19 protein-coding genes and 1 tRNA gene are annotated in these 19,090 nt (G+C 71.5%); 17 read left to right on the plus strand and 3 right to left on the minus strand.

Annotation, left to right across the window (positions count from 1 at the left end; translation table 11 throughout):
- Positions 1 to 190: 190 nt before the first annotated feature.
- Positions 191 to 1,189: a glycerophosphodiester phosphodiesterase family protein gene (locus DW297_RS15955; RefSeq protein WP_136034205.1), complete on the minus strand. Its 999-nt coding sequence runs from the start codon at positions 1,187 to 1,189 to the stop codon at positions 191 to 193.
- A 166-nt stretch (positions 1,190 to 1,355) separates the two neighbouring features.
- Here DW297_RS15955 and DW297_RS15960 point away from each other — a divergent pair, with 166 nt between their 5' ends.
- From DW297_RS15960 to DW297_RS15980, 5 genes are all read left to right on the plus strand, one after another.
- The gene (locus DW297_RS15960; protein ID WP_136034207.1) at positions 1,356 to 2,732 is read left to right on the plus strand and encodes a cystathionine beta-synthase; all 1,377 of its coding nucleotides are present in this window, start codon (positions 1,356 to 1,358) and stop codon (positions 2,730 to 2,732) included.
- Positions 2,733 to 2,786: 54 nt separating this feature from the next.
- Entirely contained in the window at positions 2,787 to 3,938 is a 1,152-nt protein-coding gene (locus tag DW297_RS15965) for a cystathionine gamma-synthase (protein ID WP_136034209.1), read from the plus strand.
- A gap of 156 nt (positions 3,939 to 4,094) precedes the next feature.
- Complete coding sequence (locus DW297_RS15970; protein ID WP_378802686.1) at positions 4,095 to 5,465, plus strand: multidrug effflux MFS transporter; 1,371 nt, start codon at positions 4,095 to 4,097, stop codon at positions 5,463 to 5,465.
- 30 nt (positions 5,466 to 5,495) lie between these two features.
- Positions 5,496 to 6,140 carry a phosphatase PAP2 family protein gene (locus DW297_RS15975; protein ID WP_206252914.1) on the plus strand — a complete coding sequence of 215 codons (645 nt, stop codon included), beginning with the start codon at positions 5,496 to 5,498 and terminating at the stop codon, positions 6,138 to 6,140.
- 20 nt (positions 6,141 to 6,160) lie between these two features.
- Complete coding sequence (locus DW297_RS15980) at positions 6,161 to 6,778, plus strand: GNAT family N-acetyltransferase (protein ID WP_205828314.1); 618 nt, start codon at positions 6,161 to 6,163, stop codon at positions 6,776 to 6,778.
- Between the two features lie 167 nt (positions 6,779 to 6,945).
- Here DW297_RS15980 and DW297_RS15985 read toward each other — a convergent pair.
- A tRNA-Ser gene (locus DW297_RS15985) sits at positions 6,946 to 7,033 on the minus strand.
- A 193-nt stretch (positions 7,034 to 7,226) separates the two neighbouring features.
- On the opposite strand from DW297_RS15985, the gene mpaB reads away from it, so the two are divergent.
- The 12 genes from mpaB to trhO all read left to right on the plus strand — a co-directional run bounded on the left by mpaB (position 7,227) and on the right by trhO (position 16,835).
- Positions 7,227 to 8,258 carry a daptide biosynthesis RiPP recognition protein gene (gene mpaB, locus DW297_RS15990; RefSeq protein ID WP_136034211.1) on the plus strand — a complete coding sequence of 344 codons (1,032 nt, stop codon included), beginning with the start codon at positions 7,227 to 7,229 and terminating at the stop codon, positions 8,256 to 8,258.
- Entirely contained in the window at positions 8,255 to 9,514 is a 1,260-nt protein-coding gene (mpaD, locus tag DW297_RS15995) for a daptide-type RiPP biosynthesis aminotransferase (protein WP_136034214.1), read from the plus strand. Before mpaB ends, mpaD begins: the two co-directional genes overlap by 4 nt.
- Positions 9,511 to 10,689: a daptide-type RiPP biosynthesis dehydogenase gene (mpaC, locus tag DW297_RS16000; RefSeq protein ID WP_136034216.1), complete on the plus strand. Its 1,179-nt coding sequence runs from the start codon at positions 9,511 to 9,513 to the stop codon at positions 10,687 to 10,689. Before mpaD ends, mpaC begins: the two co-directional genes overlap by 4 nt.
- A 5-nt stretch (positions 10,690 to 10,694) precedes the next feature.
- Complete coding sequence (gene mpaA1 / locus DW297_RS19340; RefSeq protein ID WP_275090549.1) at positions 10,695 to 10,829, plus strand: MpaA1 family daptide-type RiPP; 135 nt, start codon at positions 10,695 to 10,697, stop codon at positions 10,827 to 10,829.
- A gap of 38 nt (positions 10,830 to 10,867) precedes the next feature.
- Positions 10,868 to 10,993 carry an MpaA2 family daptide-type RiPP gene (gene mpaA2 / locus DW297_RS19345; RefSeq protein ID WP_275092302.1) on the plus strand — a complete coding sequence of 42 codons (126 nt, stop codon included), beginning with the start codon at positions 10,868 to 10,870 and terminating at the stop codon, positions 10,991 to 10,993.
- 36 nt (positions 10,994 to 11,029) lie between these two features.
- Entirely contained in the window at positions 11,030 to 11,149 is a 120-nt protein-coding gene (mpaA3, locus tag DW297_RS19390; RefSeq protein ID WP_308194330.1) for an MpaA3 family daptide-type RiPP, read from the plus strand.
- Between the two features lie 61 nt (positions 11,150 to 11,210).
- On the plus strand, positions 11,211 to 12,038 hold the full coding sequence (gene mpaM / locus DW297_RS16005; protein ID WP_136034218.1) for a daptide-type RiPP biosynthesis methyltransferase: 828 nt from the start codon (positions 11,211 to 11,213) through the stop codon (positions 12,036 to 12,038).
- A gap of 58 nt (positions 12,039 to 12,096) precedes the next feature.
- Positions 12,097 to 13,695, plus strand: a complete 1,599-nt coding sequence (mpaP, locus tag DW297_RS16010) for a daptide biosynthesis intramembrane metalloprotease (RefSeq protein WP_136034220.1) — start codon at positions 12,097 to 12,099, stop codon at positions 13,693 to 13,695.
- Between the two features lie 7 nt (positions 13,696 to 13,702).
- Positions 13,703 to 14,425 (plus strand): ATP-binding cassette domain-containing protein, encoded by a 723-nt coding sequence (locus DW297_RS16015; protein ID WP_136034221.1) that lies wholly within the window; start codon positions 13,703 to 13,705, stop codon positions 14,423 to 14,425.
- On the plus strand, positions 14,422 to 15,150 hold the full coding sequence (locus DW297_RS16020) for an ABC transporter permease (protein ID WP_136034224.1): 729 nt from the start codon (positions 14,422 to 14,424) through the stop codon (positions 15,148 to 15,150). The genes DW297_RS16015 and DW297_RS16020 overlap by 4 nt, the downstream gene beginning before the upstream one ends.
- Positions 15,147 to 15,881, plus strand: a complete 735-nt coding sequence (locus DW297_RS16025) for a hypothetical protein (RefSeq protein ID WP_136034234.1) — start codon at positions 15,147 to 15,149, stop codon at positions 15,879 to 15,881. Before DW297_RS16020 ends, DW297_RS16025 begins: the two co-directional genes overlap by 4 nt.
- A gap of 48 nt (positions 15,882 to 15,929) precedes the next feature.
- Positions 15,930 to 16,835 carry an oxygen-dependent tRNA uridine(34) hydroxylase TrhO gene (gene trhO, locus DW297_RS16030; RefSeq protein ID WP_136034226.1) on the plus strand — a complete coding sequence of 302 codons (906 nt, stop codon included), beginning with the start codon at positions 15,930 to 15,932 and terminating at the stop codon, positions 16,833 to 16,835.
- A 16-nt stretch (positions 16,836 to 16,851) separates the two neighbouring features.
- On the opposite strand, the gene DW297_RS16035 is transcribed toward trhO, so the two are convergent.
- On the minus strand, positions 16,852 to 19,090 hold a 2,239-nt coding region (locus DW297_RS16035), incomplete at its 5' end, for a transglutaminase family protein (protein ID WP_240744656.1).

Raw genomic sequence — 19,090 nt, forward strand, 5'->3', positions numbered from 1 at the left:
CACGCCAACTACCGCGGCACACCCGACCTCACCTTCGACGCCGCACTCACCATGCCGCGATAACCGCCACGGACACGCGCCGCGGCACCCGCCGCGGTCGTGAGGAGGAACAGAAGCCGAAGCCGAGGGGGCACACGGAGGGGCCGGACACCACCAGGTGCCCGGCCCCTTCGGTCATACCCGTGCCGGTTCAGCGGGAGCGGCCGTCTCGCCACGCCACCGCGTCGCGGGGAGAGTCGACCAGCACGGCGTCGATGCCCAGACGGCCGAGCTCGCGGTACCGCTCCGCGCCCGTCACGCCGATCACCATCAGGTTCACGCGGTCCTTCGGGTCGAGACACGCGACCGACTCGCGGTCCCACGGCGTCACCTCCACCTCGGTCGTCGCGGTGCCGGAGGTGAACGTCTCGCTCACGGCGACCGTCCGCCGGTCCTCGAACGCCATCCACGTCCCCGCGGCCGGAGGCGCGTCGCAGTGGTGGGCCAGGGCGATCTCGAGCAGCCGCTCGCGCGTGAGGTCGCGGTCCTCGGCGACCTGCACGTCTCCGGCCGCCCTGGCCGCGCCGCTCGCTACCGCGTCGGTGGAGTACACGACCGTGTTCGCCGTGCGACGGGTCTCGCGCAGCACGGCGAGCACGGCCTGCACGAGCGGCTCCGGGTTCGCCTGCTTGAGGTCGAGGAACAGCAGTCGATCCGCCGGCACCTCGGCCAGCGCCCGGCGGAGGGTGGGCAGCAGTGCCGCACCCGAGCGGTAGGGCGTGTCGGTGCTGCCGCGGGGGTGGAAGTTCCAGCCGGCGTTCAACCCGGTCAGCTCGTCGGCGGTGTGCTCCGCGACCGTGCCGGTGCCGTCGGTGTTCGCGGCGAGGTGGACCGGGCGGTACAGCACCGGCACGCCGTCCTTCGACAGCTGCACCGTGAGCCAGAGTCCGTCGGCGCCGTCGTCGAGCGAGCCGCGGATGCCTTCCAGGGTGTTCTCGGGGTAGTCGGCCGTGCCCGCGCGATGGGCGATGATGAGCGGCTCGTGGCGATGACGGTCGGAGGAGGTGCCGGCGTCGCGGGTGGCCGGTCGCGTGGGGGAGCCGCTCGCGGCGAGAGCCTGTTCGCCGGTGGCCGCGGCGAGCGGCAGGAGGCAGCCGAGGGCCAGGGCGGCGGCGGCGCGGATCCAGGGGCTCGATGGTCGGATGGACATGGTGGTGCTCCTTCACGGGGTCCCCGCCGCTTCCGATGGACTCCCCGCCGCGCGGGCAGGCTAGCATCGCAGCGGCGATCACCCGGTATACCCGCCACGACGGGCGGCTCGTCGGCGTCGTCGTCACACCCGCGTGGGCGCCGTGGTGCCGCCGTATTCTGGGCTCATGGCCTACGCAGAATCGATCGTCGACCTGGTCGGCGACACGCCCCTCGTGAAGCTCCAGCGCGTCACGGAGGGCATCGCGTGCACGGTGCTCGTCAAGCTCGAGTACCTCAACCCCGGCGGTTCGGCGAAGGACCGCATCGCGACCCGGATCATCGACGCGGCCGAGGCCAACGGCGACCTCGCCCCCGGCGGCACGATCGTCGAGCCCACCAGCGGCAACACCGGGGTGGGCCTCGCCCTGGTCGCCCAGCAGCGCGGCTACCGGTGCGTGTTCGTCGTGCCGGACAAGGTCGGCGAGGACAAGATCGACGTGCTCCGCGCCTACGGGGCCGAGGTCGTGGTCACGCCCACCTCGGTCGCCGCCGACAGCCCCGAGTCGTACTACAGCGTCAGCGACCGGCTGGCGCGGGAGATCCCCGGGGCGTTCAAGCCGAACCAGTACGAGAACCCGAACGGTCCGCGCAGCCACTACGAGACGACCGGGCCGGAGATCTGGCGCGACACCGAGGGCGCGGTCACGCACTTCGTCGCCGGAGTGGGCACGGGCGGCACCATCACGGGCACGGGCCGCTACCTGCGCGAGGTGTCGGACGGCCGCGTGCGCATCGTCGGCGTCGACCCCGAGGGCAGCGTCTACAGCGGAGGCACCGGGCGGCCGTACCTGGTCGAAGGCGTGGGGGAGGACATCTGGCCCGGCGCCTACGACCCCTCCGTGCCGCACGAGATCGTGGCCGTGAGCGACGCCGAGGCCTTCGCGATGACTCGACGGCTGGCGCGCGAGGAGGGCATCCTCGTCGGCGGGTCGAGCGGCATGGCCGTGGTCGGCGCCCTGCGGGTGGCCCGCGACCTGCCCGCGGAGGCGGTGATGGTCGTGCTGCTGCCCGACGGGGGGCGCGGCTACCTCGGAAAGATCTTCAACGACGGCTGGATGCGCTCGTACGGCTTCAGCGAGGTGGAGGAGGGCGAGACCGTCGCGGACGTGCTGGCCGCCCGCCCGTCGCGGACGGGACACGGGCTGCCCGACCTCGTCCACGCGCATCCCACCGACACCGTGCTGGAGGCGATCCGCATGATGACGGAGTACGACGTGTCGCAGCTCGTCGTGCTGAGCGCCGAGCCGCCCGTGATGATGGGCGAGGTCGTGGGCACCGTCGACGAGAAGGGCCTGCTCGACCTGCTGTTCCGCGGCGACGCCGAGCCCAGCGATGCCGTCGGTGCGCACGTGGGGGAGCGGCTGCCGCTGGTCGGCATCCACGCGCCGGTCGCGCAGGCCAGGGCGGCCCTCGCCGAGGCCGACGCGCTGCTGGTGACGGAAGACGGCAAGCCGCACACGGTGCTCACCCGGCAGGACCTGCTGGCGTACCTGTCGCGCTGACGCGGGGCGTAACAGGGGCCGTCGGCGCGCGAAGCCCGGTCGTAGGCTGAGGGCATGTCCGAGCACGCCTTCGCCACCCGAGCCATTCACGCGGGCCAAGCGCCCGACCCGACCACCGGGGCGATCATCCCGCCGATCTATCAGTCCTCGACCCACGTGCAGGACGGCATCGGCGGCTTCCGCGACGGCTACGAGTACAACCGCGCGGGCAACCCGACGCGGTCGTCGCTGGAGACGCAGCTCGCGGCTCTGGAGGGCGGCGTGAGCGCGCTGTCGTTCGCGTCGGGGCTCGCCGCGGAGGATGCGCTGCTGCGCGGCATCCTGAAGCCGGGCGACCACGTGCTGCTCGGCAACGACGTCTACGGCGGGACCTACCGTCTGCTGACGAAGGTGCTGGCGCCGTGGGGCATCGTCACCACGACCGCCGAGCTGTCCGACCCGGATGCTCTCCGGGCGGCGATCCGCCCCGAGACGCGGATCGTCTGGCTGGAGACGCCGAGCAACCCGCTGCTGAAGGTGGTCGACATCGCGCTGATCGTCGAGATCGCCCACGCGGCCGGGGTGCTCGTGGTGGTGGACAACACGTTCGCGTCGCCCGCGCTGCAGCAGCCGCTGGCGCTCGGCGCCGACCTGGTCGTGCACTCCACCACGAAGTACCTCGGCGGGCACTCCGATGTGCTCGGCGGGGCCGTGGTGTTCGGCGACGACCGCTTCGTGGAGCCGGTCAAGTTCCAGCAGTTCGCGGTGGGTGCGGTCTCGGCGCCGCTGGACGCCTGGCTCACCACCCGCGGCATCAAGACCCTCGCGGTGCGCATGCGGCAGCACTCCGAGAACGCCCAGGCGATCGCGGAGTGGGCGGCCGCGCGACCGGAGTTCGCCGAGGTGTACTACCCCGGCCTGTCGTCGCACCCGGGTCACGCGGTGGCGGCGCGGCAGATGAGCGGCTTCGGCGGCATGCTGTCGCTCGGGCTCGCGGCCGGTGCCGAGGCGGCGCGGTCGTTCGCGGAGAGCACGAGCGTGTTCCAGCTGGCCGAGTCGCTCGGCGGGGTCGAGTCGCTGATCGGCTACCCGCCGGAGATGACGCACGCCTCGGTGCGCGGGACCGAGCTCGCGGTGCCCGAGAACGTGGTGCGGCTGTCGGTCGGCATCGAGGACGTCGCGGACCTGATCGCGGATCTCGAGGAGGGCCTCGCGCGCCTCGGCTGACCGGCCTCAGCACTCCCCATAAGGGATCGACGACGCACCCCCGGAGCGCTCCGGGGGTGCGTTTGCCGTCCCGCTGGACGAGGCGGCGACGGTAGCATGAAGGGTTCCCCTGGCCGAATCGATTCGACCACGCTCCGCCGATTCTGGAAGGACCTCGTGTCCGACGCCCCTCGCACCGACAGCACTCCGACCACCCCCGGGCCCGCGCCCGAACGCACCGCGACCGGCAGCATCCGCACCTCGTCGCCCACCGGCGCCATCCGCACGCTCGGATCGAACCCGGCCACCGCGCCGATCATGCTGCACCCGGGCGACGCGATCCCGCTCGGACGTCGCACGCTCACGATCATCCTGCTCGGAGCCCTCACGGCCCTCGGGCCATTCACGATCGACCTCTACCTGCCCGCGTTCCCCGTGCTGGAGGAGGACTTCCAGACCACGGCCGCCGCGATCCAGCTCACCCTGACCGGCACCATGATCGGCTTCGCGCTCGGTCAGCTCATCGTCGGACCGCTCAGCGACAAGATCGGCCGCCGCACTCCGCTCATCGCCGTGACCGCGCTGCACGTGCTGGCCAGCCTCGGTGCCGCGTTCGCCCCCGACCTGCCGCTGCTCGGTGCTGCCCGGGTGCTGATGGGCATCGGCGCCGCGGCGGGCGGTGTGGTCGCGATGGCCGTGGTGCGCGACCTGTTCGGCGGGCGACGCCTGGTGGTGATGCTCTCGCGGCTCGCGCTCGTGTCCGGCGTGGCACCCGTGATCGCGCCGCTGATCGGCTCGTGGCTGCTGACGCTCATGCCCTGGCGCGGCATCTTCGGCGTGCTCGCGGCCTACGGCGTGGTGATGCTCGTGTCGACGGTGCTGTTCATCCGGGAGACCCTCCCGGTCGCGCGACGCAAGGACCCCGGTGGCGCGACCATGCGCGAGCGGTACCGGTCCGTGCTGACCGACCGGGTGTTCCTCGGGGTGCTCGTGATCGGCGGCATGACGTTCTCCGGCCTGTTCTCGTACCTGTCGGCGTCGCCGTTCCTGTTCCAGGTGACGCACGGGCTCGACCCGCAGCAGTACGGGCTGCTGTTCGCGGTGAACTCCCTCGGCGTCGTGATCGGCGTGCAGACCGCGTCGCGCCTCGCCGCGCGCTTCGGGCCGCAGTGGGTCATGGCGTACTCCACTGCGGTGCTGCTGCTCGCCGCCTCCGCCATCGTCATCACCGACCAGCTCGGCCTCGGCCTGTGGGGGACCGTGATCCCGCTGTTCGTGTTCATGACCGCCTGCGGCTTCACGTTCCCGAACGTGCAGGTGCTCGCGCTCGACCGTCACGGCAAGGCCGCAGGCACCGCCGCGTCGATCATCGGCGCGACGAACTTCGGCGTCGCGGGGCTCATCTCGCCGCTGGTGGGCTGGATCTCGCAGGACGCGGGGATCACCGCGACCACCATGGCCTCGGTCATGGTGGGCTGCGCCGCGGTGGGCATCCTCGCCCTGTGGTTCGTGGTGCGCCCGCGCACCGTCGGCATGCTGACGCCCTGAGGTCGCACGAGCATCGGTCAGAATAGGACGATGAATCGACGGATGCTGCTCTGGTGGGGCGTCGCCTGCCTGCTCCTGGCCACCGCACTGGGCGCGGTCGTCGTGCTCACCTCCCCGCAGACCTTCGGGTTCGACCGGTGGTGGAACGAGACGATCGTGCGCATCCGTGCCGACTGGATGCTCGACTTCGCCCTGGTGCTGAACTGGATCGGTGGCGGCTGGGTCGCCATCCTCGGGGTCCCGCTCCTGGCGATCCTGATCCTCCTGCTGCTGCGGCGCTGGCGAGGGGCGCTGTTCGCAGCGATCTGCTTCCTCGCGAGTGCCGGAGCGGTGCAGCTGCTGAAGAACATCTTCGGGCGCGCTCGTCCCGACGACATGCTCGTGGTGAGCGACTACGGCTCCTTCCCGTCTGGGCACACCGCGAACGCCGCGACCATCGCGGTGGTCGTCTGGGTCCTCTTCCCCCGCGTCTGGACGGCGATCGCCGGAGCGGTCTGGGTGCTGGCGATGGCGCTGTCGCGCACGTTCCTGTCGGTGCACTGGGCGACGGACACGCTCGGCGGTGCTCTCGTCGGTGCGGGTGTGGTGCTGGCGCTCGCCGCCTGGCTGCTGCCGTGGGTGCGCGCCGACGTGGCGGACCGTGCCGCCCGCGCCGATAGGCTGAGCCAGACCTGACCCGACCCGAGGAGTGCTCCGTGGCGCGTATCCGCCCCTACCGGCCCACCGACCGTGCCGCGATGTACGAGATCTGTCTCAAGACCGCCGATGCCGGCGGTGACGCCACCAGCATCCTGTCGGACGACGACCTGTGGGGCGCGCTGTTCGCCGTGCCGTACGTGGAGCGCCACCCCGACCTCGCGTGGGTCGTGGAGGGAGACGACGGCCGGGCGATCGGCTACCTCGTCGCGACCGACGACACCGACGCGTTCTACGCCTGGTTCCGCGACGTGTGGTGGCCTCCGTTCCACGAGCGCTACCCGCGCCCTGAGGCCGTGGACGGACGCGAGAGCCGCCTGATCGACTACGCCTACACGCGCGAGCCCGGCGCCGAGCCGCACGCCGCCGCGTACCCGGCCCACCTGCACATCGACCTGCTGCCCGAGACGCAGGGGCAGGGGATGGGGCGGCGCCTGGTGGAGACGCTGTTCGACGAGCTCCGCCGCCGCGGTGTGCCCGCCCTGCACCTGGGTATGGATCCGGCCAACGCGGGTGCGGCGGCGTTCTATGACCGGCTCGGCATGACCCGTCTCGCGGAGACCCCCGGCGGCATCACCTACGGCGTGCGCTTCGACGACGAGGCCGGGGCGCGCTGACGCCTCCCCATCCGACGATGAAGGCCCCCGCAACGGCGGGGGCCTTCTCGTTTCTGGCGGCGACGGCGGGACTCCGGTGCTCGCTGCGCTCACTCCTCCCCGAATCCCACGATGCTCGGGAGAAAGCCAGAAGGGCCCCCGCTGGCGCGGAGACCCTTCTGGCTTTCTGGCGGTGACGGCGGGATTCGAACCCGCGGTTGCTTGCACAACACACGCTTTCCAAGCGTGCTCCTTCGGCCGCTCGGACACGTCACCAGGGAACAACCTGTCCATCCTATCCGATGCGATGTGGTGCGCGTGACCGGGCCCGGGGACGTCATCCGAAGAGGCAGATGTGTAATATTGCACCTCACGAGGGTGCTGTATAACCTCAAGTGAGGACGCGATCGACACTGGGGAGGTCGCACCCCGGGGGAATCATGCGAGCGCAAGAAAGAGGGACGCCCTGATGTCGGGCGATGAGATCTTCGGTGCGCGCGCTCTGCGCGAGTGGATAACCGGTGAGCGCCATTATTACTCGCGGGTGTTCTTCGTGGATCGGAACGCCCCCGCCCACCAGGTCCTGGCGGCCGCCGAAGGCCGCGACGCGGTCTTCCTGCCGGATGGGAGTGAGCCGTGCGACACCCACGCCGAGGTCATCCGCTACGGGGGTGGGTGGGACGACGTCGGCGATGAGCTGTTCCTCGGCCCGCACGGCGTCGAGCGCCAGGACTACATCGCGGCGGCCTTCGTACAGATCGTGGGACCGATCGCCGTCGGATTCTCCGATGAGACGAGCTGGCGGGCATTCCTCGACGATGCGGAGCTCGCTCGACGCACCGGCGTGTTTCCCGCCGCCCTGCTCGATGCCCGCGTGCTCCTCGCGGACCGCGTCGCGCTCGCTTCTCCCGTAGCGCTGATGCGTCCGAGTGCCGTCCGCGTCCGCAGCGACGGGCGGGTCTCGGCGGGCATGCAGGGCGAGGTGGTCGGTGCGGTCACCGAGCTGCCGTCTCTTCTCGCTGCAGCGCTGCCGGGGGCCGCCCTGGTGGGCGGAGTCATGCCCCGAGACAGGGTGCTCGACGACCTCCGCACGCGGGGCTGGGTCGGGCGATACCTCACGGCACTGGAGCTGATGAGAACCCTCTCCCTCGCGAGCACCGACGCGGCGATCGCGGGCTTCGGCTGGACGCCCTTCGACGACGGGCTCTGCGATGCCGAACCCCGGACCGCCGATCCGCTTCTCCTCGAGACGGGGAACGGGTTTCTGCTCGCGGATCTCACGACGCGGCGCCGGCAGCTGCTGTCCCCCGGCACGGCCAGGGTCGTGGCGGTCACGCAGACGTCCAGCGATACGGAGAGTGCGGCCGCGCGCGTGGCGCGACAGCTCGAGGTGCCGAAGTCCCAGGCGCTCTCGCTCTGCCTCGAAGCGATCGATGCGCTCGGCGTGCACTGCGGGCGGCGAGCCGTCGACTCGTCCTCGACGACAGGAGCCGTGCGGTGAGCGCGCCGCACGCCCTCTGGACCTCGATGCTGCCGGCGGACACGACCTTCACGCCGGACCGGGTCGCGGTCGGAGCCGCGGGTCATCGGATTGCCTTCGCGGACGGCTCGACGCGGCTCTGTGCGACGAGCGGGCTGTGGAACGTCCCGCTGGGCTTCGGCAACCCTGCCGTGGCCGAAGCCGTGAGTCGGGCGAGCCGCGACGCCTCGTATCTCTCCCTCTTCCGGGCTCCGCATCGCTACGCCGAACACGCTGCGGACGCTCTCATCGACCTCGCCGGCTCGCTCCGCTACCGCCGCGTGATCTTCTCCACCTCCGGCGGGGCGGCGAACGACGCAGCCATGAAACTCGTCCGCCAGTACTGGGCGCAGAAGGGGCGCCGGGACCGGACGATCAGCGTCGGCCTCCGCGGCAGCTATCACGGCACGATGTACGGCAGTCACGCCCTGAGCGGTGACGATCTCCTGCAGTCCGTGTACGCCGTCGACCGCCGCTCCGTGCGGCACGTGTCGGCGCACGACGACGGTGAGGAGCTGGCGACCCTGATGGCACGGGAGGGCTCGCGGGTGGCCTCGGTCGTCGTGGAACCGATCCTGGGCAGCGGCGCGCACGCGCTCTCCGACGCGTTCGTCGATCGCCTTCTCGCCCTGCGCGAGGAGTACGGCTTCCTCGTCGTCGCCGACGAGGTCGCGACGGGTTTCGGCCGCACGGGCACGATGTTCGCGACCGACACCTGGCCCGCCGCACCCGACGTGCTCATCCTGTCGAAAGCGTTGACCAACGGCGCGATGGGGGCCGCCGCACTCCTGGTGGGGCGGGAGATCGCCGTCGCATTCACAGACGGCGGATGGACGTTCGTGCACGGGGAGACGCAAGCGGGGACCCCGATGTGCGCGGCAGCGATCCTCGCCGTGATCGATGAGCTGCGTCGTATCGACGTGGAGTCGGCGACACAGGCGCTGGCCGTCGAACTGCAGAACCTGGTGCGGTCGTGGAAGACGGAGCAGCTGATCGCCGACAGCACCGGTCGCGGGTGTTTCGTCGGGCTTGCCCTTCGTGACGAGCACGGACAGGCGCTCTCCGGAGCCGCCGTCCTGCGGGTCGTCTCCGCGATCGCCGATCACGGTGTCGTCGTGCATCCGGGGCCCAGTGCGATCGAGCTGATCCCGGCGTACGGTTTCGGCGCGCCGGAGCTGCGAGAGGTCGACACCGCCGTCCGCGCCGGCCTCGCCGAGGCACGTGGGGCGCTCTCATGACCAGCGGATTCGCGGGTCGCGTTCCGACTCTCTGGCACGGACCGGGGATCGCCCGTCGGATGACGCGTCAGCTGACGGCAGGGCGTGAGGCGCTCGTCATCGCAGATCCGGCCGCGGTGCTCCCGCTTCCCACCGGACGCTCGGTGCGCACGCGGACACTCGACACCGGGCGCGCCGATGTCAGAGCGGTCGTCGCGATCGCTCGCGAGATGATGGACCGCCCGCCGGAGGTGGTGGTGGCCGTCGGAGGTGGAAGCATCCTCGACGCGGGCAAGATCGCCGCGCTCGCGCTCGCCCGGGGTCATCTCCTCGACTACGCCATCGGGCACGCGCGGCTGTCCGCGCTCACCGTCCTCCCCGACGCACTCCCGCCCGTCGACCTCGTGGCCGTGCCGACGACGCTGGGGACCTCGTCGGAGACGAACGGCGTCGGCATCCTCACGAACGAACGGGGCTCTCGACTGATCGTCGGCCGCGCCCTCCGCCCCCGCCACGCCCTGGTCGACCCGTGGAACTTCTCCACCCTCAGCCCGGGTGCGGTGCGCGAGGGAGCGCTGGAGGCGTTCCTGCGCATCGCGGGTGCGGCGACCAGCGTCCAACGAAGCCCGAGGGCCGACAGCGACGCCGTCGCTCTCGGAAGGGCCCTGCTCGAGACCGCGGCGCACGACGCCGGATCGCCCTCGGGGAGACAGCGCCTCGCGCGTCTGAGCGGAGCCACGCAGCGCAGCGCGGCGCTGCGTGGAGGCGATCCCTTCAGCGCGCGGCACTGGTATCTGGCGAACGAGGTTTCCTCTCACCTGGGCGTGCGCAAGATGGTTGCGACGGCGGCGGTCATCGGCGGGGTCTGGCGCCGAATCGGAGCGGGCGACGCGCGCTGGGGTGACCGGGAGAGTCTCGCGGACTTCTGGGCGCGTGTCGCTCACGCGGTGGCCCTTCCCCTCGACCCGGCGGACGGCATCGACGCGCTGCTCGAGCGGTGGCGGATTCCGAGTCCGCCCCGGCCGGCCGCAGCGCTCCTGCACAGCATCGCCGAGGCCGCCGAGCAGTCGTGGGGCGGGCGTCGGCCGATGCTCCACGGGCTCGACGCGGGAGACCTCCGCGCTGTGCTGGGCGACGGCAGATGGAGCCCGAAACGCAGCGGCGAAAGCCGGACGATCGACGAAGGAAGGAGGTGAACGAGATGGAACCACGCAGTGACACGTGCATCCGATTCGAAGAGCTGGATCCCATGGAGGCCCCGAGCTGGGACAGCTTCTACAAGGGCGTCATCGGTGCTCTGATCCTCATCGGTGCGGGCGCGGCGATGGCCACGTGATCTGACTTGACGGCGGGAGAGAGCGAAGGGAGGTGAGCATGCACGCTGCGACGCCGACGCTCGAGTTCACAGAACTCGAGGCCATGGACGCGCTCAACGACAGCGATGACTTCATGCGGGGTTTCGCCGTCGGAGTGATCATCGGGATCCTCGCTCTGACGTAGGAGACGCACTCGGACGAGTGCCCAAGGAGGTGCACAGTGCAGAAGACATCGATCGAGTTCGTGGAGCTCGAGCAACTCGACACACCGATGGAGTGGTGGGAGCACGCCAGCTACATCATCGCCATCATCGGCGGGGCGGTGGCGATCGCCACCTGACAGAAGGGTGCGGGCCGCAGGCGGGGGCCCGCGCCCGCTCACACCGGGAAGGCGAAGACGAATGGCAGATCTGATCACGGAGGCGGTGGCCGCACGGCTCCGCGCGGTCGGCGCGCACGCCGTGCCGGAGGACCTGTACGCGGCTGCGGGCAGTACCTTCTACGAACGGCTCGTCGGCTCCGATCGTGCCGAGATCCGGGAGGTGCTCGCGCTCGCGCGGAAGACCGAGGGTCCGATCCTCGACCTCGCGGCGGGAAGCGGACGGCTCACGATCCCTCTGGTGCGCTCGGGCCGGCGCGTGATCGCGCTCGACCTGTCGGCCGACATGCTGGCCCTCGTGCGGCACGTCCTCCCGGGCGAATCCGCCGTGGAGTGCGTCGTGGCGGACATGCGCGACTTCACGCTCGCGCGACGCTTCCGCCTGGTCATCCTCGGTGCCACCTCTCTCACCCTGTTGAACGGGGAAGACCGCGCTGCGCTGTACGCCGCCGTTCGGCGGCACCTCGCTCCGGGCGGTCTCTTCGCATTCACGCTGGCGGGGGCCATCGCCGAAGCGGAACTGCGCGTGACGAGGACCGAGAAGATCTGGGTCCCGGGGCCGGATGGCGCGGAGAGGTATCTGTTCAGCCAGCAGATCGAGGACGACGGCTCCGCCCGACTCGTGAACTGGCTGCGCGCGGACGATCTGGTACCGGGGGGAAGGGTGACGGTGTTCACGAGCCGCCTGCAGGTTCTCGGCCTGGATGAGATCTGCCGTGAGATCGCGGACGCCGGGTTCGAGGAACCGAACGTTTCTCCCGTACGGTCTCCGCAGGGTGCGGAGATCGTGATGGTGACGACGTCCGCGGTTTCCTCCACGACGATCGCGGCTGACGATGCCGTCGCCTGAGCCGCCCCACCGGCAGCGCTTTCGCGGGACCGCCCCGCTGGGTGCCGAGGACCGTCCCGTGCGCTCCGCAGACGTCTCCTTCGAACGTGTCGGGGAGGACGCGGTGTGGGTCGCGTCCGTGCACGGCGTACCGACGTCGCGGGTCTCGCGCTCCGTCGTCGATCTGCTGGAGGCGATGGACGGCGAGACACCGCTCCACGTCCTCCGCACCCGCTTCGCACCGTCCGAGTCCTCGGAGAGCTTCCTTCGACTCGTCGAGCGCTTCCGAGCGAGCGGATTGCTGGAGGGCGCAGGAAGAATCCCGCCGGGGCGGCTGTCGTATCGTGCCCCGCTCACCCTGCAGGTCGCGACCCTGCGTGCGCCCGAGCTCTTCCGACGGTTGCACCGTCTGCTCCCGTCGCTTCCCAAGAGGGTGATGCTGATCCCCGTCGTCATGGCCGGGCTCGGGGCTGTTGCCGCCCTTCTTCAGGCGGCGGATGTCGTCCGGGTCGTCGTGACACCGGTGCCGCTGGCCGCCCTCCTCGGCACCGTCATCGCGCTCGGGCTGCTCACCCTGCTCCACGAGACGGCCCACGGCCTCACACTCACCGGCTTCGGCGGCACGCCCCGTCGGGCCGGTTTCATGATCTTCTATCTCGCTCCCGCGTTCTTCGTCGATGTGACCGACGGCTGGCGTCTCCGCGACCGTGGGCAACGCGTGTCGGTCGCCCTCGCCGGACCAGCCGTGCACGTGGTGGCCGCCGGAGTCGCTCTGGTCGCCGCTCTCGCGCTCCCGCCGTCCGAGCTTCGTCAGGCCGTGCTGCTGGCGGGTGTCTCGTGCGTCCTCATCGTCCTGATCAATCTCATCCCCTTCGTGCGCTTCGACGGATACATCGCGCTCATGAGTGCTCTCGACGAGCCGAATCTGCGCGAACGCACGATCCGCGATGCCTCGGACCGCCTGGTCCGGCTCCTCTTCGGGGGTGGGCGGTCGGAGAAGCGAGTGCCGCGGTGGTGGAGCGTGCCGTTCGGTCTGGCGAGCCTGTTCACGCCGTGCGTGTTGGTGTTCCTCGCTGTTGCACGGGTGGCGAAGGCGGGTACCGCGGGCGGCCCGGTGCTCTCCGTCCTCACGCTCGCTCTGGAGGTCATCGTGGCGATCACCGGGCTGACGATCGTGCTTCGGGCGCTCGTGCGCGTGCTCCGGGCCGGAGTGTCCCGAGTCCGATTCGCGACCGTGCTCGCCGTGATGACCGGCGCTGTCGTCATCGCCGGTGCCCTGATCCCCGTGCCACGCACGGTCACGCTCGGCTTCTGGACGCATGACGGCCGGATGTCGCTCGTGCAGGCCGGAGGAGGACGCGCTTCCGGAATCCCCGACGGCACCCGCGTCGACCTGATGACCAGCGGGATCCTCGGGAGCGCGGTGATCGGCACCGGGACGGTCGTGCACCGGTCCCCGACCCCGGTGACGGTGCCGTTGGACGCGCTGGTCCCGGTGTCCGCCCCCGACGTCTCCGTCGCCGCGGTGAGTATCGGCGTCGTCGAGTTATCCCCAGACCACCCAGCCCCGCCGGGCACCGGGCAGGCGCGTGCTCATCTGGGGACGACCGATCTGTGGCACGCGCTCTGGACGGCGGGAGTGACCGAGCCGTTGTCGACTCTCATGGACGAAAGGTAGGAGAAGGATGAACAGGAAGGATCGGGCGATCGAGGTCCGAGGGCTCACCAAGAGGTACGGCCATCGGGCGGCGGTCGATGGGCTCTCATTCGGGGTGCCGCGCGGGTCGATCGTCGGGCTGCTCGGCCCGAACGGGGCGGGTAAGTCGACCACCCTCCGAGCGATCGTCGGGCTGCTGCGACCGACGGAGGGGGAGTGCCTCATCGACGGCCGCCCGTTCGCGTCGCTGGAGAACCCCGCGACGCACGTCGGAGTCCACATGGACGGGTTCGGGTTCGAGGTGGGCATCACGGGGCGACGGCATCTGGAGATCGCCCGGCTGGCGGCGGGGGCTCCGTCGCAGCGCGTGGATGAGGTGCTGGACGAGGTGGGACTCGCGCCCGACGCCCGCCGCCGCGTCAAGACCTACTCGACGGGGATGGCGCAGCGACTGGGCTTGGCGACCGCGCTCGTCGGCTCGCCGCGGACACTGATCCTGGATGAGCCGGCGAACGGGCTGGATCCGGACGGCATTCGTTGGCTTCGCGGCTTTTTACGGAGCTTCGCCGACCGTGCCGGCACGGTGCTGATCGCGAGCCATCAGCTTCCCGAGCTCGAACAGGTGGTCGATGAGGTGGTCGTGCTCAAGCGTCGCGCCCTGTTCGCGGGGCCGCTGCGGGATCTCGTCACGAGCGACGCCGAGTCGCTGGAGAGCAGGTACTTCGAATTGATCGAGGGGGTGTCGGCGTGACGTCGGTGATTCGCAGCGAGCTGCTGCGTTCGGTGAGCGGCTTCTCCGTGCTCGCGATCTTCCTGGTCGCCGTCCTGCTGCCGGTGTACGTTCTCTGCTCGGATGGCTCGCACTTCGACCTCGCGGGCCTCGAGCCCGCCGCCGCGACACTCCAGGTTCTGCAGCCCCTCGCCTGGACGGCCCTCTCGGCCGCGTTCGTGGGCGCCTACACCGTCACCCGCGAGTACTACTACGGCTCGATGGACCGGACCCTCGTCGCCGTGGGGTTCCGGCGCGCCTTCGCGGGCAAGCTCGTGGCGGGGGCGCTGGTCGCCGTCGGCACCTCTCTCGTCATCTGCGTGCTCTGGACGGCGGCCGCCGCGATCCTCCTGACACGGGAGGGGCAGTCCTTCGTCCTCGGCGACGACGCCTGGGGAATGTACGGAGGCGCGCTCGTCGGCGCCGTCCTCGGCGCTCTCCTCGGAGGTGCGATCGGCTGGATCACCCGGAACTACTACGTGACGGCGGCGATCCTCCTCGCCTATCCGCTGGCCGTGGAGTTCGCGCTGCTGCGGACGGCGCCGGAGGTCGCGAGGTACTCGCCCGGCATGGTCCTCGCCGCGCTCGGAGCCCCCGCGTATCAGGGGCGGTTGCTCGACCTCCTTCCGGCGCTGGGCGTCGCGCTCGTGTGGACGGGCGGTCTGGTCGGGATCGCGTGGGCGCGAGGACGCCGGGCCGTCGCGTGATCGGTCGGGCTCTGCGTGCGCAGGCGCGCGACGTCGGCGGCGACCTCGTGCTGCTCGGTGCGGCGGTGGCGGCGCTCGTGATCTCGCTCCCGCTCGCGGCGAGCATTCCCTCAGAGCTCGCGGATGCCCCTGCCGGTGTCCGTGACACCCTCACCGCGCCGCTCCACACCGTCCTGGCGACCTCCGCGGCCGTTCTCGCGGCGGTCTACGGTTCGTTCCGGTACACGGTCGATCGGCGCGACGGCGTCATCGCGCAGCGTCTGATGCTGTTGCCGCGGTGGGCGGTCCTTCTGGTCCGGCTGCCGACGTCGGCGATCGGGGGAGCGGCCGTCGCGCTCGTCGCACTCCTCGGCGGCCACGTCGTGCTGTGGGCCACGATGGGCGGCATTCCCCTGGACGCAGCGGCGGTGGGCGCCACTCTCGCGCTCGGTGCCGTCGCCGGCCTGTGGGGAGTGGGGATCGGGATGATCGTCCAGGCCCACCTCGTCGCGCTCTTCGTCACGTCCCTGTCGCTCGGGGTCGCGACGCTCGTCGCGCTGTTCTGGAGCGCCGGGGCCGCGAGTCTTCCGCTGCTCGCGTTCCTCCAGACCCTCGGGTTCGACGTGACCGCCGTCGGGCTCTCCACGGGCGATCAGCTGTACGGCCTTCTCCCGGCCGGGCTGACGGCGGCCTGGGTGCTCGCGGCCGTCGGCGGGGGGAGCCTCGCGTTCCTGAGCCGCGACGTCACGTGACCGCCTCTGACCCCGGCCGCGGTCAGGTCGGCGACGTAGGATTCCGGGGTGGCAACCCCCAAGATCGTCCTCTTCTACGCCTTCACCCCGCTCGCCGATCCCGAGGCGATACGGGTGTGGCAGCGCGACCTCGGCGAGGCGCTGGGACTGCGGGGACGACTGCTGATCTCGAAGGACGGCATCAACGGCACCCTCGGTGGCGACCTCCCCGCACTCAAGAAGTGGGCGCGCTCGTTCCGGTCGTACGCGCCGTTCCGCGACGTCGACCTCAAGTGGAGCGAGGGCACAGGGCTGGACGAGCACGGCCGCAGCCTCGACTTCCCGAAGCTGAGCGTGAAGGTGCGCGACGAGATCGTGTCGTTCGGGGCGCCCGGCGAGTTGCGCGTGGACGAGCGCGGCGTCGTCGGCGGCGGAGCGCGACTCACCCCGGAACAGCTGCACGAGCTCGTGGCCGAGCGCGGCGAGGAGGTCGTGTTCTTCGACGGTCGCAACGCGCTCGAGGCGCAGATCGGGCGCTTCCGCGGCGCGGTCGTGCCCGCCACCGAGACCACGCGCGACTTCGTGGACCTGCTCGACTCCGGGGTCTACGACGACCTGAAGGGCAAGCCCGTCGTGACGTACTGCACGGGTGGCATCCGCTGCGAGGTGCTGTCGAGCCTGATGACGGCCCGCGGGTTCGGCGAGGTGTACCAGCTCGAGGGCGGCATCGTGCGCTACGGCGAGAAGTTCGGCGACGACGGGCTGTGGGACGGCTCGCTGTACGTGTTCGACGGCCGGGGTTCCGTCGACTTCAGCGATCACGCCCGGGTGATCGGTCGCTGCGCGGGCTGCGGCGCCGCGACCAAGCGCACCGCGAACTGCCCCGACCTCTCGTGCCGGGCGCAGTTCGTCGTGTGCGACGACTGCGACACCGTGCGCTGTGCCGCGCACCCCGCCGAGGCCGCCGCGTCCTGATCACCCGCGGGGGCGCTCAGGCCAGCAGCGCCGCATCCGCTCCGCGCGGGGCGTACCGCGACCGCGGCAGCAGTCGCGCGCGCACCCGGGTCGGGCCGTCGACGCTGTGCTGCAGGCTCGACAGCACCGCACGCAGGGGTTCCGCGAGATCGTCGGTCCCCTGTGCGCCGGGGCGGGCGTAGTTGGCGCGCTCGACCGCGGTGGTGAGGCGCTGCAGGGCTGCGGCGTCCGCGCCACGGTCGCGCGCGAGGGCGGCGGCTCGCGCACGGGGGCTGTCGGCGTCCGACACCGGCAGCGCCAGGTCGAGCAGGGTGTCGCGCAGTTCCGCCCACGCGGCGGCCGCGTCGCCTCGGGCCGCGCGACGCATCCGCATCCGCCGCTCGATGAGCCGCACGATCCCGGGGAGCAGGAGCAGCACGACCACCCCGAGCGTCACGAGCGCGACCGGGGTCGGGTCGAGGCGGCGCAGCTCTCCGGATCCCGCGGACCCGGGGTCCGCGTCACCCCGGTCGACGTCGGGGCCCTGCGTCTCCTGCGTCTGCGGCGCCGTGGTCGGCGCGGGCTCCGTGATCCCGCCGGTCGCACCGCCCTGGGCCTCGCCCGCGCGGAACGCCGTCGGAACGCCGAGCGACGCGGTGGGCTCGAACGACACCCAGCCGATGCCGGGGAACAGGACTTCGGGCCAGGAGTGCAGCTGGTCGCTCGTCACGGAGAAGATCGACTCGTCTCCGCGCTTCTCGTCGGTGAGCGAACCGGGGAGGTACCCGACCACGATCCGCACCCGCATGTCGAGGCTCTCGGCCATCAGGGCGAACGCGCCGGCGAAGTGCACGCAGTACCCGGAGCGCTCCTCCAGGAAGCGGGCGACGGCGTCGGCGCCGGTGCCGTCGAAGCCCTCCTCCACCGGCGTCTCCAGCGAGTAGTCGAACTGCGCGCGGAACCAGTTCTGCAGCGCCACGAGCCGGTCGTAGTCGGTGTCCGCGTCGGCGGTCACCTCGGCCGCGAGCTCGCCGATGATCCCGGGCAGCTCGACGTCCTCGATGTCGGGATCCGCGAGCGGCGGGGCCGCGTCGACCGCACGGATCTGCTCGAGCGTCGGCGTGACGCGTGTGGAGCTCACGGTGTAGTCGTTGCCGGCGGCGTCGGACCGACGCGAGTACAGCGTGCGGTTCTCGGGGGCCACCCGCCACGACCCGTTCAATCCCGACACGTCGGTGGCGGGGTACGGCACCGGCAGCCAGGCGCTCGACATGCGCAGGATGCGGATGGACGTGGTGGCGTCCTCGGTCGCGACGCCCTCGCTCCACTCCGGCTCCCCGAAGCCGTCCGCCTGCGACTGCAGGTCGCCGCGGTCGGGCTGCCACACACGGCCGTCGAAGCGGGACAGCGTGGTCAGGCGCAGATACGGCGCGGTGGCGGCGTCGGTGGCGAGGGTGAGCACCTCGACCGGGTTGGGCTGGCGCAGGTCGTCGCCGAGGCGCAGCGACGCGTCGACGGTCACGCCGACGCCGGTGCCGGCCATGGTGGGGGCGACGGGCAGCGCGGGCGTCACCACGAGCGCGGAGACGACGGCGGCCGCGCCGACCCCGACGGCGACCGACAGCGAGCTCCGGCGCGGAGAGGAGCCGTCGCGCTGCGCGGTGACCCGGAACAGCAGCAGCGCCGTGAGCGCGAGGGCCACGAACCAGGCGACGTTCGGGTCGCCGAAGGTCACGATCATCGGCACGGCGCCGATCACGCCGATCAGCACGGTGGCGAGCACGGCCGAGCGTTGGGCGACCAGGTGGTCGAGCAGGATCGCCACCACGGCGAAGCCCGCACCGAGGGCACCCGCCAGTGCGGGGGAGGCGTCGAGCGGCGCCGAGCCGAACACGATCTGCTCCCATGCGGCCGCCCCCAGGCCCTGGAACACCGCGAGGGTCGTCGCGGTGGGAACGACCCCCAGGATCGCGGTGTCGCCCGCGAGCAGCAGCGTGAGCACGGCGACCGCGACCGCGACCTGGGCGAGCAGCGCGCCGAGGTCGCCCAGTCCCGCGCGCCGGCGGCGGAGGAGGTGACGGACGAGCATCCCGGTGCCCACCACGGCCACCACGATCAGCACGACCGTGAACGACCAGGCCCCCGGCGTGATCACCGAGGTGAACGGCCACAGGGCAACGAGCGCTCCGACCGCGGCGAGCACGCCCGTGGCGACGACGCGATCCGGTTCGTCGCGGTCGCGGTGCCACCGCGGCACGGTGCGCGGCGGCGGGGTC

Origin of the sequence: Microbacterium sp. PF5 (genome assembly GCF_004794315.1) — a bacterium.
Classification (GTDB): Bacteria; Actinomycetota; Actinomycetes; order Actinomycetales; family Microbacteriaceae; genus Microbacterium; species Microbacterium sufflavum.

Coding starts and splice junctions, on each gene's coding strand:
- mpaA1 (WP_275090549.1), top strand. CDS start 10,695: ATGGAACCACGCAGTGACACGTGCATCCGATTCGAAGAGCTGGATCCC.
- DW297_RS16015 (WP_136034221.1), top strand. CDS start 13,703: ATGAACAGGAAGGATCGGGCGATCGAGGTCCGAGGGCTCACCAAGAGG.
- DW297_RS15965 (WP_136034209.1), top strand. CDS start 2,787: ATGTCCGAGCACGCCTTCGCCACCCGAGCCATTCACGCGGGCCAAGCG.
- mpaC (WP_136034216.1), top strand. CDS start 9,511: ATGACCAGCGGATTCGCGGGTCGCGTTCCGACTCTCTGGCACGGACCG.
- mpaA2 (WP_275092302.1), top strand. CDS start 10,868: ATGCACGCTGCGACGCCGACGCTCGAGTTCACAGAACTCGAGGCCATG.
- DW297_RS15960 (WP_136034207.1), top strand. CDS start 1,356: ATGGCCTACGCAGAATCGATCGTCGACCTGGTCGGCGACACGCCCCTC.
- DW297_RS15975 (WP_206252914.1), top strand. CDS start 5,496: ATGAATCGACGGATGCTGCTCTGGTGGGGCGTCGCCTGCCTGCTCCTG.
- mpaB (WP_136034211.1), top strand. CDS start 7,227: ATGTCGGGCGATGAGATCTTCGGTGCGCGCGCTCTGCGCGAGTGGATA.
- mpaM (WP_136034218.1), top strand. CDS start 11,211: ATGGCAGATCTGATCACGGAGGCGGTGGCCGCACGGCTCCGCGCGGTC.
- DW297_RS15955 (WP_136034205.1), bottom strand. CDS start 1,189: ATGTCCATCCGACCATCGAGCCCCTGGATCCGCGCCGCCGCCGCCCTG.